A 15,580-nucleotide genomic window follows, 5' to 3' on the forward strand; every position below is an offset into this window, starting at 1 on the left:
GGCGCTCGCTCCGTTCATCAGAACCGGTGACGCAGACCCGCGCCCACCACCACCTGCTGGTTCGACGACGACGCGCTCTGCCCGCTCACGTCCGCGGTCAAACCCGAACCGTCCGCGCTGATGTGCTGGTAACTCGTCTGCACGTACACGTCCGTTCGTTTGGACAGCGAATAATCCGCCTGCACCGAGACCTCGTGCCACTTCGGATGATGCGCGCCGCTCGCGTTCGAGATCGCTCCGTCGGTATAGGTGTATTCGCCGTTCAGGCTCAAGGCCGGCGTCAGCGCATAGCTCGCGTTGAGTTCGTAATTGCTGAAACTTGCGCCCTGCCCGTTCACCGCGATGCCGAGGCTGTTCGCGCCGTTGATCGTGGTCAGTCCGCCGAGTTGCGTACGCGTCCAGACGAAGCCGAACTTCGCCGCGCCGAGCACGTAGTTCAGGCCTGCGCCGTAGGTGCGCTGACGCGCCGCGATGAAGGTGCGATCCGTGAGCGTGAGTGCGCCGCCCGTGTTGCTGCCGCCGCCGTTGTCGGCCTGCAGGTAACCCGCCGCGAGACTCAGCGGGCCGGCATCGTACGATGCGCCGAAGCTGTACAGACGGTTGTCGTCGAAACCGCCGGCTTCGTTCGAGAAGCCGTACAGCGCGCCGAAACGCAGACCCGAATAATCGGTGCTGGTGAATTTCAGCGAGTTGTTCACGCGAAACGAGTTGTTCAGATTGTCGTTGTCGTACGGATGCGCGGACAGATTATTGCCGCCGGGATGATGTCCCGTGAAGCTGAGCGGCGCCAGATAATCCACCACCGAATCGTACTGACGGCCGAGCGTCACCGTGCCGTACTGGTGATTCGTGAGCCCCGTGTACGCCTGATAGCCGAACTCGCGGCCGCCCTGGCGCAGCGTGCCGTTCATCACGCTGAAGCCGCTTTCGAGCTGGAAGATCGCGAACGTGCCGCCGCCGAGATCTTCCGCGCCGCGAAAGCCCCAATGGCTGCCCGTCACGTTGCCGCTGCCCGCCTGGACGTTGCTGTGACCACCCTGACTGTTCGTGTACGACAAGCCCGCGTCGATGATGCCGTATAGCGACACGCTCGACTGCGCTTGCGCCGTCGAGACGAAACCCACGGTGGACCCCGCCGCGCAAGCGGCGATCACGAGAACCTTCTTCATTTTTTTCCTGGAGTGTTGAGAGATCGAAACACCGCGCGCACGCGTGCCGCCGCGACGCCCCGGCAAGTGCGCCGGCGCGGGACACGTGAAGGCGGTTTTAAAGCAGGCTGGCTGGGCCGTTCGACTATCGGCTGGCGATGCCCGTGGTGTGACCGGCGAGACCGTCGATCAGCACTTGATGGTGGCCGCGCGAGCATGGCTCGATTCGCGCGAGCACACCGAAAACTTCGGCAAGACTGGCGGGCGTGACGACCGCTTGCGGCGCGCCGAAATGCACGATGCGCCCGCCATGCAGCAACATCGCGCGATCGCAGGTACGCATGGCGGTATTGATGTCGTGCAACACCACCACGGTCACGATGCGGCGCTCGCGGGTCACCTCGCGCAACACCTGCATCACGTGAAACTGGTGATTCAGATCGAGCGCCGACAGCGGCTCGTCGAGCAGCAGCACTTGCGGGTCGCGTACCAGCGCCTGCGCGATGCCGACGAGTTGCCGCTGGCCGCCCGAGAGTTCGTCGAGCGGGCGCGCGGCGAGCGCATCGAGACCGAGACGCTGCAGCACCGCATGCGCGTGGCCGACATCGTCCGCGTGACTCGTGTAATGGGCCATGCCGCGTGTGGCGCGGCAGGCCACCAGCACGGATTCGAGCACCTGCAGTCGCACGCCGGCCGGCAAGGCTTGCGGCAGATACACCACGCTATGCGAACGCGCGCTGATCGCGGAGAGCGCGAGCGTTTCGCCGTCGAGCGTCAGCGTGGCGCGCTTCGCGCGGGTGAGTCCCGCGAGCGTGCGCAGCAAGGTCGATTTGCCGCTGCCGTTCGGTCCGAGCAGCGCGGTGATTTCGCCGCGCGGCAGCGGTCCGGCTTCGAGCGAATCGAGCACGTCGCGCTTCGCGTAGCCGACGCTGAGATCGTGTATGTGCAGACCGCTCATCCGAGTTCACCTTGCGAGCGCACCACGATGCCGAGAAACAGCGGAATGCCGACCAGCGCGGTGACGATGCCGACCGGAATCAGCACGCCAGGAATCAGCAGCTTCGAGGCGATCGACGCGAGCGACAGCATCAGCGCGCCGAGCAACGCACTGCCCGGCAGATAGAAACGGTGATCTTCGCCGAACAGCGTGCGCGCGATATGCGGCGCGATCAGCCCGACGAATCCGATCGTGCCGACGAATGATACCGCCAACGCCGAGAGCACCGACACGCGCAGCAGCGTGCCAAGCCGCAGGCGTCGGACGTCGATGCCGAAACTCGCGGCACGGTCTTCGCCCAAACGCAGCGCGGTCAGCGTCCACGCGTTGCGCATCGAGAGCGGCACGGCGACGGCCAGCGCTGCACTCAGCACGCCGATCTTCGTCCAGTCGGCGCGCGCGAGCGAACCGAGCGTCCAGAACACGAGACCTTGCAGCGCGTCGGCCGAGGCGATGAACTGCATCAGCGAGACCAGCGCGTGAAACGCGAACACCAGCGCAATGCCCATCAGCACCACACCCGCCGTGCTCATGCCGCGCCAGCGCGCGACGCCGTCGAGGACCAGCGCGGACAGCAGCGCGAACACGAAGGCATTGGCCGACACGATCCACGTCTGCGCGACGCCGGGAATCGCGAGGTCGAGCACGATGGCGAGCGAGGCGCCGAACGCCGCCGCTGCCGACACGCCGAGCGTGTACGGACTGGCGAGCGGATTGTTGAGGATGGTCTGCATCTCGGCGCCGGACAGTCCGAGCGACGCGCCGACCACCAGCGCCATCACCGCATAGGGCAAACGGATTTGCCACACGATCACGCTGGTTGCCGGATCGGCGGACGCGCGATCGAATACGGTGCGCAGCAGCGTGCCGAGCGGCAGGCCCGAGGGCCCCGAGCGCAGGTCGAACAGCAGCGACGCGGCGATCAGGAGCGCGAGCACCGCGAGCCACGACACGCGTCGCTGCGTCAGACGACGGTAGTGATGAACGCTGTCGCCGGCCAGCGCCGCGGGATTCTGGAGCGTGGACATCGAAGGCAACGCTCAGCGCGCGGCGACGGGCGTCGCGGGACTCGGGCTATCCACCCAGTACGCGCCGTCCGGCGGCACGGCGAGAAAGCGCCGGTACAGTTCCGCCTGCGTCGCATGCACGTCCAGGTCCTTGAACTGTTGCGGATAGAACCACTTGGCGAACGCCTCGATGGCGACGATGTTGTACGGCGAATCGTAGTAGTTGTGCGAGATGCCGTGCACGCGGCCGTCGTGGATCGCCTGAATGGTGTCGAAGCCCGGTCGCGCGGCGAGTGCCGCGAGACTCGAGCGCGCGTCGGCGTCGCTCGTCAGGGCGCCCACGCGCAGCGACGCGAGGCCCGGCTTGGTGCGGCTGCCGGTTGCGATGTACACGTCGGGACGCGCCGCGATCACCTGCTCCATGCTGATGTCGCCGAGCACGCCCGGCACGAGGCCGGCCGCGATGTTGCGTCCGCCGGCCGCCGTCACGAATTCGCCGAAGTTGCCGTTGCCCGCGGTGTGGCAGCAGCCCGCGTCCCACACACCCGCGAGCAGGTCGACGAATACTTTCGGGCGCTGCGCCGCCGGCACCTGGTTCACCACGCTCTGCACGCGGGCCAGATGCTGCTGGTAGAACTGCGCGTAAGCGTCGGCCTCTTTCTCGCGATGCATCACCGCGCCGAGCAGCTTGATGCTCGGCAAGGTGTTCTGCATGGGATGAAGCCGGAAATCGACGAACACCACGGTCGTGCCGGTCGCTTCGAGTTGCTTGACCAGCGCGTTATAGCGGCTCGGGCCGTGGCCCGCCACGCTGAAAATCGCGAGGTCGGGTTTCAGGCTCAAGGCTTTTTCGTCGCTGATGCTGTCTTCGGTCGCCTTGCCGATCAGCGGCACCTGACGGATGCCGGGGAATCGTTCGGCGTAGGCGTCGTAGGTTTGCGGGTCCATGGTCGGCAGATCGCCCTGCCACCCGACGATGCGTGCGAGCGGGTTCTTGCCTTCCAGCAACGCCACGGCCATCAGCAGACGGCTTTCGCCGAGCAGGATGCGATGCGGTTCGGCGGGAATCTTCACCGTGCGGCCGGCCAGATCGGTGATGGTCTGCGTGGCCTGCGGGCCCGGTGCAGCCTGAACCGGCGCCGTGGCCGCGTTCGCGTCGGTCTGCGCGCCGAGCAAGGCGCCGCATGTCACGAGGAGGGAAACCGCGAGCGCGCGCATGGAAAACGCGCTTTTGCGTCCGCTGGAACGGGTCCGGAAAGTCGACATGATATAGTTAGTAAATGAGAACGATTGCCATTTGGCGACACTTTAGCGACGCAATGTAATGGCGATGTGTTGAAAAGCGGCTGTTTTGTAATGGAATGTGTTGGCGCGACGGAATCCGTCGAAGACGGCCGCGCGATGCGCGCATCGCGGCCAGGATCGGCGCCGGAAGACGTACTGAAGCGCGGCGCTGAAGCACGCCACAATAAGAAGAGTTGAACGATGGACCACATACTGATCGTCGACGACGATCCCAACATCCGCTCGCTGCTACGCGACTATCTGTGCGACATGGGCTACGAGACGAGCACCGCCGAAAACGGCGCGCAGATGGACCGGATCATCAAGACTTCGCAGGTGGATCTCATCGTGCTGGACCTGATGCTCGACGGCGAGGACGGTCTCGACATCACGCGCGAACTGCGCCGCGACGATAGTGTGCCGATCATCATTCTGAGCGCGCGCGGCGGCCTGCTCGACCGCATTCTCGGCCTCGAAATGGGCGCCGACGACTACCTTCCCAAGCCCTTCGATCCGCGCGAGCTGGTCGCCAAGATCAAAGTGGTGCTCAGGCGCGCGCGCGCGCTGCCGGACACGCGGCGCGCCGAACCTGCTGCGTTCGTGAGCTTCGCGGGCTGGCGACTCGACACGCGCATGAAGCAGATGCTGTCGCCCGACGGCGTGATCGTGTCGCTCGGCGGCTCGGATTTCCGGACGTTGCGCGCCCTGCTCGATCATCCGAACCGGCCGCTCTCCCGCGAGTTTCTGCTCGACCAGGTATTCGGCAAGGAACGCACGCCGCTGGATCGCTCGATCGACGTGTGCATCAGCCGCCTGCGTCAGCATCTGAAAGATGCGGCACGGCGCGCGGCGCTGATCCGCACGGTGCGCAACGAAGGTTACATGCTGGTCGCCGATGTCGCCTATGAATCCTGAGGCGCGTGAGGCGTGCGACACCCAGCCGTGGCGGCCGTGGCCGCGCTCGCTCTATGGGCGGCTCGTGTTGATTCTCGTGGTCGGCATGTTCGCCGGGCAACTGTTCACCAGCACGATCTGGTTCGAAACCCACGACCACCGCACGCTCGAAATTCCCGCGCGCCTGTTTGCGAGCCGTCTGGCCGACACCGTTCGGCTACTGCAACGCGCACCCGACCAGAACGCGCGCGACGCGATCGTCGCGGCACTCGGCGACGACCGCTATCGTCTGCGCTGGATCGCCGCGCCCGACGCGGTGCCGGCTGCGTCGGTGGCGCAGAAAAGTGTCGGCGATCTGGTGTCCGGCGTGATCGCGAGACGGCTCGGCGCACCCGTCGACGTGCATCTGCTCGCCGCGCACCTGCGCGACGACGAAGGCCGTCACGGCATTCTCAGCCTCTTCAATTCGCGCATGCCGACCGGCGACTTTCACGCGCAGCTGAACATCGCACCCGACGCGTGGCTCGACGTGCAGGCCAACGAAGGTCAGGCCGGCATGCAGACCGAACCGCGCGCGCTCGTGCTCGATTATCTGGTGCGAATCTATCTGGTGCGCTTCACGGCCGTGCTGCTGCTCGCGCTGATCGCCGTGCGTTTTGCCGTGCGGCCGTTGAAGCAACTCGCGAAGGCTGCCGAAGCGCTCGGGCGCAACATCTACCGGCCGCCGCTCGACGTGCGCGGTCCGCTCGAAGTACGCAGCGCGGCGCAGTCGTTCAATACGATGCAGAAGCAGTTGACCGACAGCATGGCCGCGCGCACGCGCCTGCTCACGGCCGTTTCGCACGATTTGCGTTCACCGCTCACGCGTCTGCGCTTGCGCGCCGAAATGCTGCCCGACCCGACTTGGCGCGAGCGCCTGCGCGGCGATCTCGACGATATGGAAGCGATGGTGCGCACCACGCTCGACGCACTGCAAGGCGTGGAAGTCACAGAAACGCGTCACGACATCGACCTCGATTCGATGCTCGACAGTCTCGCCGACGACGCGCGCGAAGCGGGACACCACGTGAGCGTGAGCGGTCGCGCGACGCGTCCGCTGTCGGGTTATCCGCGCAATCTGAAGCGCTGCCTGCAGAACCTGCTGGACAACGCCAACCGCCACGGCGATGAAGTCACGATTCACGTCGACGAGGTGCAGAACGGTATGCACAGCGGCGTACAGATCGTGATTGCCGACAACGGTCCCGGCCTCGCCGACGAAGCGATGCTGGAGCGTGTTTTCGAGCCGTATTTCCGTGTTGAAACCGCGAAACATTCCGCGGCGCAAGGCACCGGACTCGGCCTCACGATCGCACGAAGCATTGCCGCCGTGCACGGCGGCACACTGACATTACGAAACGGCCCGCAAGGCGGACTGCAGGCCGTGCTGATGCTGCCGCGTGATGCGTGAAAAGCCCGGTGAGGCTCGCTGTCAGCGCGGGCGTCTTTACGTCGTGCTCAACGACGTGCTTAACGTCGTCATTAACGTCGTGATTTACGACGTGATGCGCGTAAAGAGGCGTTCGATCATATCGGGTTTGTTCAATTGCCCGATCCACCAGTCCAGCGCTTTTCCGATCTTGTCGCGACGCCAGGCGATGTAGCAATTCGAGTACTCGCGCACGCCGACCACCTGGCGTTTCACGAGTATGCCCTTGCGCAAATACGATTCGGCCAGGGGCGCCGGCAGCATGCCGACGGCAATGCCTTCGCGAAGCGCGTCGAGCTTCGACTCGCGGTTCGAGACGAACAGCAGCGGCTGTCCTTCGTGAATCGCCACGGATTCCGGGTCCAATTCGCGTGACGTGTCGCTCATCACCACACCGAGATGAGCGGCGATCGATTCGCTGTCCAGCGGTTCGGGCAGACGCGCCAGCGGATGATGCGGCGCCATGACGAACACGTGATGCAGCGTGCCGATCGGATGCGCGACGATATTGGAGTCGAGCGGCGGTTCACCCACCGTGCCGATCGCCAGGTCGACGCGACGTGAAATCAGCGCGTCCCAGACGCCGCCAAGTACTTCGGTCGAGATGCGCAGTTGCGTGGGATTCTCTAGTTCATAGAAGTTCTTTACATACGGCCACATGGAGCCGATCTGCAGAATCTCGTCGAAACACAAACGCAGCTCGGACTCCCAGCCGTCGCGAATACCCTGCGCCTTGATTTCGAGTTGCCGCACGGCACGCAGAAGCCGGCGGCCTTCATCGACGATCGCGCGGCCTGCCTGCGTGAAAGTCGCACGCCTGCCGCGACGATCGAAGAGTTCGATGTCCGCGTCGCGCTCTACCTTGTGAACGAGGTAAGTGATCGAAGACGGCACCCGATGCAACGATTTGGCCGCTTCGGTGAAAGTGCCCGTTCGATCGATGGCCTCCAATACTTCCAGCACCTCGAATGAGAGTTTGATCGGCACGTGGCATCCTTTGGCGCTTCTGCTTATGGCTTGTTCTGAGTCCGGGACCGAATCAGAGCGATGCTGCCGCTCTGCCCTCGCTTCGTCCCGGCTGGCTGATAAAAATAATTGCGCCTTTGCGGCTTTGGTCTGACTAATATCGAAGCCCGACGCCTGTTAAAACCAGGCGCTCGCGGGCTCGATCTTCATGAGATGGGGGATTTTAAGGGAAAATTAAAACGCAGCGGGATGAAGTCGGCACAGGCGGCTTTAATCAGCTTATTTGCCTTTGGTATTTGCCTTTGATATTGGCCTTTATTTAACCTCGGTTAGTTTTGATCGGCTTCAGGCGGCACGTTTCGCGAACACGTCCTTCACAACCGGAAGCGCGGAAAACACGTTAGGCCAGCCCGCGTAAAACGCCAGTTGCGTCATGGCCTCTGCCGCTTGCGTCTCGCTGAGGCCGTTGTCCATTGCGCGGTTGAGATGGTAAGTGAGCTGCGCGACCTGCCCCGTGGCAACCAGTGCGCCGACCGTGACGAGGCTGCGGTCGCGCGGCGCCAGACCGGGTCGTAGCCACAGGTCGTTGAACAACGCATCCCGCGTGAAATCGACAACGCCCGCGCTCACCGCGCCGAAGTTCTGCTGCACCGTGCTTTCGCGCTGCGCTTCCGCCGCTTCGTCGAGCGGCAGAAAATCGACCGTTGCCGGCGGGAGTTGTGACGCGCTAATGCCGCGCTTGTCGAAAACCGCGTGCGTCGCCTCGACGGCCGCAATCGCATTGGCCCAACCTGAGTAAAACGCGAGGTGCGCGATGATTTCGGAAATCTCGCCTGGCGTCACGCCGCTGTCGAGCGCGAGTTCGAGATAGAACGGGAACGCAGACACCTGATTGCGCGCAACCAGCACCGGCAGCGTCACGATGCTGCGGTCGCGCGCCGATAACTGCGGACGTTTCCAGAGATCACCCAGCAGAACATCTTTCGTATAGCGTTGGAGCGCCGGTGAAACCGCGCTCATGCCAGAAAACATGTTAGCGGCGGAGAAATGTTCCAGACTTTGCATTTGACTCTTTCCTTTATTCACGGTGAAGCATCACCTGCAGAATCTAACGCACGCGCGTGGGGCCGACTAGGCGCTAGAATCGGCAAACACCCATGAAACGAGTTCATCAATGCGCCGCGACAGCTATAACGACCTGCTTGCCCTGATTGCTGTTGCACGCGAGCGCAGTTTTACGCGTGCCGCCGCGCAACTCGGCGTCTCGCAATCGGCCTTGAGCCACACCATCCGCTCGCTGGAAACACGGCTCGGCGCGCGACTCCTGACTCGCACCACGCGCAGCGTGGCGCCCACGGAAGCCGGCGAGCGCCTCATCAAAAGCATCGCCCCGCGTTTCGAAGAGATCGATTCTGAACTCGCGGCGGTGACGGAGTTCCGGGACAAACCCGCGGGCACGATCCGCATCACCGCAACCGACTACGCGACCGAAACGGTTTTGTGGCCGCGTCTCGCGCCGGTCCTGCACGACTATCCGGAACTCAAGGTGGAGATCGTCACCGATTATGGCCTGTCGGATATCGTCGCGGAGCGCTACGACATCGGCGTTCGCCATGGCGATCAGGTCGCGAAGGACATGATCGCCGTGCGTCTCGCGCCGGACATGCGCATGGCAATCGTCGCATCGCCCGCGTACCTGAAAACGCGAACGCCGCCGAAGAAACCGCAGGACCTGACCGCGCACAATTGCATCAATCTCCGTTTGCCGACACACGGTGGTTTTTACGCGTGGGAGTTGAAAAAAGGCAGTCGCGAAGTGCAGGTTCGCGTGGATGGACAACTCGCTTTCAACGGGACGTATCAGATGCTGGCGGCCGCGTTGTCGGGATACGGCCTCGCCTATATCCCGGCCGATCTCGCCGAGCCTCATGTGCAAGCGGGACGCCTCGCGAAAGTACTGGAAGACTGGTGCCCGGTCTTTCCCGGACTGCACGCCTGCTACGCGACGCGGCGCGAATTCTCGCGCGCCATGACCGTGGTGATCGACGCGATCCGTTATCGCAAAACACCGTCCGCTCGCGGATAAAAGCATTCATGATTGCAGTTCATGAGAGCTTGCCGATTGACGGGCTTAATCGTCGGGGTCGCCCGACATATCATCGTCTCTCTCGCCGTGGCGCATTCGTCGCCGCAACTATTTCGCAGGGAGAGGATGAGCATGGATTATCGGTATCTGGGTCGAAGCGCCCTTAAAGTTTCGTCGCTGTGTCTCGGCGCGATGATGTTCGGCGGCGAAACGGACGAACCCACCTCGCGCCGGATCATCGACGCGGCTTTCGAGCAAGGCGTCAATTTTCTCGATACGGCCGATGTCTATCACGCCGGCCGCTCCGAAGAAATCGTCGGCCGCGCCATCGCTCAGCGACGCGACGACTGGGTCGTGGCGACCAAGTTCGGCTATCCGGCCTCGGCCACCGCGCGTCCGAACCAACAGGGGCAGTCGCGCAAATGGATATTCCAGACAGTCGACGCCAGCCTCGAACGTCTCGGCACCGATTACATCGATATTCTCTATTTCCACCGCGCGCTCGTCGATGCGCCGCTCGAAGAAGCGGTCCGCGCCATCGGCGATCTCATTCGTCAGGGCAAGGTGCGTTACTTCGGGGTGTCCAATTTCCGCGCCTGGCGGATTGCGGAGATCGTGCGCCTCGCGGAGCAGATGGGCATCGATCGCCCCGTCGCGATCGAGCCGGTCTACAACATGGTGGATCGCACCGCCGAGATGGAACTGATGCCCGCCGCCGCGCACTATGGCATCGGCGTCGTGCCGTACAGCCCGTTGGCGCGTGGCGTGCTGACCGGCAAGTATGCGTCCGGCAATGCGCCGCCCGCCGATTCGCGCGTGGCGCGCGGCGACAAACGCATCCAGCAGACCGAGTGGCGTCCTGAGTCACTTGCGATTGCGCAGAAAGTGGCCGCTTACGCAGCCGAGCGCGGCACGACCGCGATCGCATTCGCGATCGCCTGGGTGCTGAAAAACCGGCTCGTGAGTTCCGCGATCGCCGGGCCGCGCACGCAGGCGCACTGGGACAGCTACATGGAAGCCCTGACCCTGCAACTGGGACCCGACGACGAAAAGTTCGTCGATAGTCTGGTGCCGCCGGGGCATGCATCGACCGCCGGTTATACGGACCCGAACTATCCCGTGGAAGGCCGCCGCACGAGCGTGTAAGCGAGTAACTCGCCCGGCCGTCATGGTGGTGACAGCGCGAGCGCGAGGGGCCGATACCGTGCCATACTGACGGACCCTCTCCTTCAGCTATCCACCACCGAGATGACCGCCGTTTCCGAGTCCATCGGCTTCAACCTCAATCCGCTCAACCGCCACTCCGACAAGCGCGACGATCACGCCTTCATCGACCGTCTGCATGGCAGCCCGGCCGCGCGCTTTCTCGTCTTCGACGGCGACGTGCCCTTGCTCAAACGCGGCAGCGAGTGTGACGCGTGGTTTCGCGCCGACGAAGCGGCAGCGATCGGCGAGCCGCTGCAACGCATCTTTCTCGGCGAAGCCGCCGACGGCAGCGGACGGTTCGCGCTCGGGCTCGCATTGAACGACGTATCGCCGGAAGCGGGCCATGAACGCATCGACCTGCGTTCGATCGCACAGCAAGGCCTCGTTGCCGCGTCGGAACTCGGCATTCTGGCCGAGGCGAAATCGATGCTCGACTGGCACCGGCGTCACTCGTTCTGCGCCAATTGCGGTTCACCGAGCCGTGTGACGAGTGCCGGCTGGCAGCGTATCTGCGATACCTGCAGCACGCGTCATTTTCCGCGCGTCGATCCGGTGGTCATCATGCTGGTCATCGACGGCGAGCGCTGCCTGCTCGGACGTCAGCGCCATTTCGCACCGGGCATGTACTCGGCGCTCGCCGGTTTCGTCGAACCGGGCGAAACCGCGGAAGACGCGGTGCGCCGCGAAGTGATGGAAGAAGCGCACGTGAACTGCGGCCAGGTCGCGTATTTCGCGTCCCAGCCGTGGCCGTTTCCTTCTTCGCTGATGATCGGTTGCTTCGCGCAGGCAGGCTCCACGGAGATCGTCGTCGACGTGAACGAACTCGAAGATGCACGCTGGTTCTCGCGCGACGAAGTGGTGGCGATGCTCGCCGGCACGCATGCCGACGGACTCTCGGCACCCAAGCCGTTTGCGATTGCCCATCATCTACTGCGCGCTTACGCGGAGAAAGGCTCCGCCGTGCTGAACACCTGAGCGCCTGAGCACCTGAGTTTGCCCGCATCGCGGGCAAACTAGCGGCGCATCTTCGCCCCCGCCCCTTTCGACTCGCGCGCGGTCTTCACGAACGCGCTGAGATAGTCGATCTCCTGATCCGCCTTGCGTGTGCCGAGGAAAATCTGTTTCGCGATGCCCTTCCGGCCGAGTTGCAACGGCGTGAGCGGCATCCAGCCCGCGTATTCTTCCGCAAGCCAGCGCGGCAATGCGGCCACGCCCCGCTCGCTGGCGACCATCTGCAACATGATGTCGGTCGTCTCGATGGTTTTGTGCCGCTTCGGCACGACGTTCGCCGGGGTGAGGAATTGCGTGTAGATGTCGAGCCGATCGGTTTCGACGGGATAGGTAATCAGCACCTCGTTCGCGAGCTGTTCGGGCGTCACATAGGCTTCGCCGGCGAGCGCATGGCCATCGGCCACCACCAGCACCTGCTCGTAGTCGAAAACGGGCTGAAAGTGCAATTCGGCCTTTTTTAGCGGATCGGGCGTGACCAGCACGTCGATCTCGTAGCCGATCAGCGCACCGATGCCGCCGAACTGAAAGCGCTGCTTCACGTCGACATCCACGTCCGGCCAACGCGCGAGATACGGCGACACCACCTTCAGCAGCCACTGGTAGCACGGATGACACTCCATGCCGATGCGCAAGGTGCCGCGCTCGCCTTGCGCATACTGCTTCACGCGTTCTTCGGCGAGTTCGAATTGCGGCAGCATGCGGTTGGCAAGCCGCAGCAGATACTGGCCCGCCTGCGTGAGGCGCATCGAGCGGCCTTCGCGTAACCATACGGGCGTGCCGAGTTGCTGCTCCAGTTTTTTCACCGCATGGCTGAGCGCCGACTGCGTGAGATTGAGCGTATCGGCGGCGGCCGTGAGCGAACCTTGCCGCTCGACTTCCCGCACGACCATCAGATGACTGCGCTCCAGCATAAACCGCTCCATGAACAGAATCGATGCATGTATGAAATAAATCCATTTTTATTCATACATCGAAAATTCTATCATCGCTGCCAGATACTTTCCTCTGAACGGCGAACGAAACATGGTCACGACACACAATCTGGGTTTTCCGCGCATCGGCGCACGACGCGAATTGAAGTTCGCACTGGAACGCTACTGGAAAAACGACTCGTCACGCGATGAACTGAAAGCCGTCGGCGCGCAACTTCGCGAGCGTCACTGGAACGACCAGGCCGGCCTCGATCTCGCACCGGTCGGCGATTTTTCGTTCTATGACCAGGTGCTCGACATGAGCTTCACGCTCGGCAATCTGCCCGAGCGCGTACGCGGCTTTCATGGCGACACGCTCGACAACTATTTCCGCGTCGCACGCGGTCGCTCGGCCCACGGCAACGACGATCACGACGCGTGCTGCGGCGGCGTGGCGGCGGGCGAAATGACCAAGTGGTTCGATACGAACTACCACTACATCGTCCCCGAGTTCGATGCCAACACGAAGTTTTCGCTGGACCCGTCGCGTCTGCTCGAACAGTTGAGGGAAGCGCGCACGCACGGCGTGAAAGCCAAGCCGGTCATCATCGGACCCATTACGTATCTGTGGCTCGGCAAGGCAAAGGACGAGTCCGACAAACTCGCGCTGCTGCCGCGCCTGTTGCCGGTCTATGCGGCACTGCTCGACTATTTCACGGCACAGGGCATCGACTGGGTGCAGATCGACGAACCCGTGCTCGTCACCGAACTCGACGCCACCTGGCGTCAGGCGGTTCGCACCGCCTATGAAGCCTTGTCGGAGCGACGCGTGAAGTTGCTGCTCGCCACCTACTTCGGCCAGTTGCAGGACAACCTCGAACTCGCGTGCAAGCTGCCCGTCGATGGCCTGCACATCGACGCGATCAACGCACGCGACGAAGTGACGACCGTGGTCGCGCAATTGCCCGTGACGTCGGTGCTCTCGGTGGGCGCAATCAATGGCCGCAATATCTGGAAGACCGATCTGACGGCGGCGCTCGACTGGCTCGAACCGCTGCATCGTGCACTCGGCGAACGTCTGTGGATCGCGCCGTCGTGCTCGCTGCTGCATACGCCCGTCGACCTTAATAGCGAACAGAAACTCGACGCCGAAATCCGATCGTGGCTTGCCTTCGCGCTGCAAAAGCTCGACGAACTGACGGTGCTGGCGGGCGCGTTGAATCACGGCCGCGAGTCGGTCGCCGATGCGCTCGCGGCGAATGCGAAGGCCGTCGAAAGCCGCCGCACGTCGCCGCGCGTGCATAACCCTGCCGTGAAAGCCGCCATTGCGCGCATCGACGCTTCACTCGGCCGGCGCACGAGCGCTTATGAACGCCGCGCGGCGCGACAGTCCGCGTTGCTCAATCTGCCCGCGTTTCCCACCACGACGATCGGCTCGTTTCCGCAAACGGCGGAAATCCGTCACGCCCGCAGCCAGTTCAAGGCAGGCGCACTCGATCAGGCCGGCTACAAGGCGGCGATGGAGCGGGAAATCACGCGCGCCGTGAAGGAACAGGAAGCACTCGGCCTCGACGTGCTGGTGCATGGCGAAGCCGAGCGCAACGACATGGTGGAGTACTTCGGCGAGCAGCTCGACGGCTACGCGTTCAGCCAGTTCGGCTGGGTGCAGTCGTACGGTTCGCGCTGCGTCAAGCCGCCTATTCTGTTCGGCGACATCAGCCGCCCGAAAGCGATGACGGTGGAGTGGACCCGATACGCGCAGTCGCAAACTGACAAGCCGATGAAAGGCATGCTGACGGGTCCCGTCACGATTCTGAACTGGTCGTTCGTGCGGGACGACCAGCCGCGCTCGGTGTCGTGCTATCAACTCGCGCTGGCGATCCGCGACGAAGTGCTCGACCTCGAAAAAGCCGGCGTGCGCGTGATCCAGATCGACGAGGCCGCGCTGCGCGAAGGTTTGCCGCTGCGTCGCGCGCAATGGAGCGAGTATCTGCAATGGGCGGTCGAGTCGTTCCGTATCACGGCCAATGGCGTGCGGGACGAAACGCAGATTCACACGCACATGTGCTATTCGGAATTCAACGACATCATCGCGTCGATTGCGAACATGGACGCCGACGTCATCACGATCGAAACGTCGCGCTCGGATATGGAACTGCTCGATGCCTTCGACCACTTCAAGTATCCGAACGAGATCGGGCCGGGCGTGTACGACATTCACTCGCCGAACATTCCGAGCCAGGATCACATCGTGAACCTGATGAAGAAAGCCGCCGAGCGCATTCCCGCGCAACGCCTGTGGGTGAATCCGGACTGTGGTCTGAAAACCCGCGCATGGGCCGAAGTGATTCCCGCACTCACGAACATGGTGGCCGCGGCGAAAACCCTGCGTGAATCGGTCTGACGGGTCGGTGACCTGGCGTAACGCGTTGCGGTAACGTGTGATACCCCGCGCTTCGTGACGACACGCCGAAGCCGAAGCGCGGGTACGCACGAAGTTCTGTCGTAATATCGAGCTTCCACTGCGGAGGCCACGATGGCCAGAACCCTACTCTGGGCTTTACTGCTGCTCATGACGGGCTGCGCGACATCCGTCGCACAG

13 protein-coding genes are annotated in these 15,580 nt (G+C 63.4%); 6 read left to right on the forward strand and 7 right to left on the reverse strand.

The features are described 5' to 3' along the window. Window positions 1–17 precede the first annotated feature (17 nt). The 4 genes from P3T18_RS24010 to P3T18_RS24025 all read right to left on the reverse strand — a co-directional run bounded on the left by P3T18_RS24010 (window position 18) and on the right by P3T18_RS24025 (window position 4,418). Window positions 18–1,169, reverse strand: a complete 1,152-nt coding sequence (locus P3T18_RS24010; protein ID WP_429302454.1) for a porin — start codon at window positions 1,167–1,169, stop codon at window positions 18–20. A gap of 124 nt (window positions 1,170–1,293) precedes the next feature. Next, the gene (locus tag P3T18_RS24015; protein WP_429302455.1) at window positions 1,294–2,106 is read right to left on the reverse strand and encodes an ABC transporter ATP-binding protein; all 813 of its coding nucleotides are present in this window, start codon (window positions 2,104–2,106) and stop codon (window positions 1,294–1,296) included. Continuing rightward, complete coding sequence (locus P3T18_RS24020; protein WP_429302456.1) at window positions 2,103–3,173, reverse strand: FecCD family ABC transporter permease; 1,071 nt, start codon at window positions 3,171–3,173, stop codon at window positions 2,103–2,105. The genes P3T18_RS24015 and P3T18_RS24020 overlap by 4 nt, the downstream gene beginning before the upstream one ends. 12 nt (window positions 3,174–3,185) lie before the next feature. Continuing rightward, the gene (locus P3T18_RS24025; RefSeq protein ID WP_429302457.1) at window positions 3,186–4,418 is read right to left on the reverse strand and encodes an ABC transporter substrate-binding protein; all 1,233 of its coding nucleotides are present in this window, start codon (window positions 4,416–4,418) and stop codon (window positions 3,186–3,188) included. Between the two features lie 219 nt (window positions 4,419–4,637). Here P3T18_RS24025 and P3T18_RS24030 point away from each other — a divergent pair, with 219 nt between their 5' ends. Continuing rightward, window positions 4,638–5,351, forward strand: coding sequence for a response regulator (locus tag P3T18_RS24030; RefSeq protein WP_429302458.1), 714 nt, complete (start codon window positions 4,638–4,640; stop codon window positions 5,349–5,351). Continuing rightward, entirely contained in the window at window positions 5,341–6,780 is a 1,440-nt protein-coding gene (locus tag P3T18_RS24035) for an ATP-binding protein (RefSeq protein ID WP_429302459.1), read from the forward strand. Before P3T18_RS24030 ends, P3T18_RS24035 begins: the two co-directional genes overlap by 11 nt. Before the next feature lie 84 nt (window positions 6,781–6,864). Here the strand turns inward: P3T18_RS24035 and P3T18_RS24040 are convergent, their stop codons facing one another. Continuing rightward, complete coding sequence (locus P3T18_RS24040; RefSeq protein WP_429302460.1) at window positions 6,865–7,785, reverse strand: LysR family transcriptional regulator; 921 nt, start codon at window positions 7,783–7,785, stop codon at window positions 6,865–6,867. A 324-nt stretch (window positions 7,786–8,109) separates the two neighbouring features. Then, window positions 8,110–8,829, reverse strand: coding sequence for a carboxymuconolactone decarboxylase family protein (locus P3T18_RS24045; protein WP_429302461.1), 720 nt, complete (start codon window positions 8,827–8,829; stop codon window positions 8,110–8,112). Window positions 8,830–8,938: 109 nt separating this feature from the next. On the opposite strand from P3T18_RS24045, the gene P3T18_RS24050 reads away from it, so the two are divergent. The 3 genes from P3T18_RS24050 (at window position 8,939) to nudC (ending at window position 12,031) form a co-directional block, all read left to right on the forward strand. Continuing rightward, window positions 8,939–9,850: a LysR family transcriptional regulator gene (locus P3T18_RS24050; protein ID WP_429302462.1), complete on the forward strand. Its 912-nt coding sequence runs from the start codon at window positions 8,939–8,941 to the stop codon at window positions 9,848–9,850. Window positions 9,851–9,982: 132 nt separating this feature from the next. Continuing rightward, entirely contained in the window at window positions 9,983–10,996 is a 1,014-nt protein-coding gene (locus tag P3T18_RS24055) for an aldo/keto reductase (RefSeq protein ID WP_429302463.1), read from the forward strand. Between the two features lie 102 nt (window positions 10,997–11,098). After that, window positions 11,099–12,031 (forward strand): NAD(+) diphosphatase, encoded by a 933-nt coding sequence (nudC, locus tag P3T18_RS24060; RefSeq protein ID WP_429302464.1) that lies wholly within the window; start codon window positions 11,099–11,101, stop codon window positions 12,029–12,031. Between the two features lie 38 nt (window positions 12,032–12,069). Here nudC and P3T18_RS24065 read toward each other — a convergent pair whose 3' ends face one another. After that, on the reverse strand, window positions 12,070–12,978 hold the full coding sequence (locus P3T18_RS24065; RefSeq protein WP_429302465.1) for a LysR family transcriptional regulator: 909 nt from the start codon (window positions 12,976–12,978) through the stop codon (window positions 12,070–12,072). A 112-nt stretch (window positions 12,979–13,090) separates the two neighbouring features. Between P3T18_RS24065 and metE the strand changes: the two genes are divergently transcribed. Then, window positions 13,091–15,382 carry a 5-methyltetrahydropteroyltriglutamate--homocysteine S-methyltransferase gene (gene metE, locus P3T18_RS24070; protein ID WP_429302466.1) on the forward strand — a complete coding sequence of 764 codons (2,292 nt, stop codon included), beginning with the start codon at window positions 13,091–13,093 and terminating at the stop codon, window positions 15,380–15,382. Window positions 15,383–15,580: the final 198 nt, after the last annotated feature.

The sequence above is a fragment of the Paraburkholderia sp. GAS199 genome (assembly GCF_050436585.1).
GTDB lineage: Bacteria > Pseudomonadota > Gammaproteobacteria > Burkholderiales > Burkholderiaceae > Paraburkholderia.

What these genes read in the sequence shown, in the direction of transcription:
- P3T18_RS24050 (WP_429302462.1), top strand. Translation starts at nt 8,939, where the DNA reads ATGCGCCGCGACAGCTATAACGACCTGCTTGCCCTGATTGCTGTTGCA.
- P3T18_RS24020 (WP_429302456.1), bottom strand. Translation starts at nt 3,173, where the DNA reads ATGTCCACGCTCCAGAATCCCGCGGCGCTGGCCGGCGACAGCGTTCAT.
- P3T18_RS24055 (WP_429302463.1), top strand. Translation starts at nt 9,983, where the DNA reads ATGGATTATCGGTATCTGGGTCGAAGCGCCCTTAAAGTTTCGTCGCTG.
- P3T18_RS24010 (WP_429302454.1), bottom strand. Translation starts at nt 1,169, where the DNA reads ATGAAGAAGGTTCTCGTGATCGCCGCTTGCGCGGCGGGGTCCACCGTG.
- P3T18_RS24065 (WP_429302465.1), bottom strand. Translation starts at nt 12,978, where the DNA reads ATGCTGGAGCGCAGTCATCTGATGGTCGTGCGGGAAGTCGAGCGGCAA.
- P3T18_RS24045 (WP_429302461.1), bottom strand. Translation starts at nt 8,829, where the DNA reads ATGCAAAGTCTGGAACATTTCTCCGCCGCTAACATGTTTTCTGGCATG.
- P3T18_RS24035 (WP_429302459.1), top strand. Translation starts at nt 5,341, where the DNA reads ATGAATCCTGAGGCGCGTGAGGCGTGCGACACCCAGCCGTGGCGGCCG.
- nudC (WP_429302464.1), top strand. Translation starts at nt 11,099, where the DNA reads ATGACCGCCGTTTCCGAGTCCATCGGCTTCAACCTCAATCCGCTCAAC.
- P3T18_RS24015 (WP_429302455.1), bottom strand. Translation starts at nt 2,106, where the DNA reads ATGAGCGGTCTGCACATACACGATCTCAGCGTCGGCTACGCGAAGCGC.
- metE (WP_429302466.1), top strand. Translation starts at nt 13,091, where the DNA reads ATGGTCACGACACACAATCTGGGTTTTCCGCGCATCGGCGCACGACGC.
- P3T18_RS24030 (WP_429302458.1), top strand. Translation starts at nt 4,638, where the DNA reads ATGGACCACATACTGATCGTCGACGACGATCCCAACATCCGCTCGCTG.
- P3T18_RS24025 (WP_429302457.1), bottom strand. Translation starts at nt 4,418, where the DNA reads ATGTCGACTTTCCGGACCCGTTCCAGCGGACGCAAAAGCGCGTTTTCC.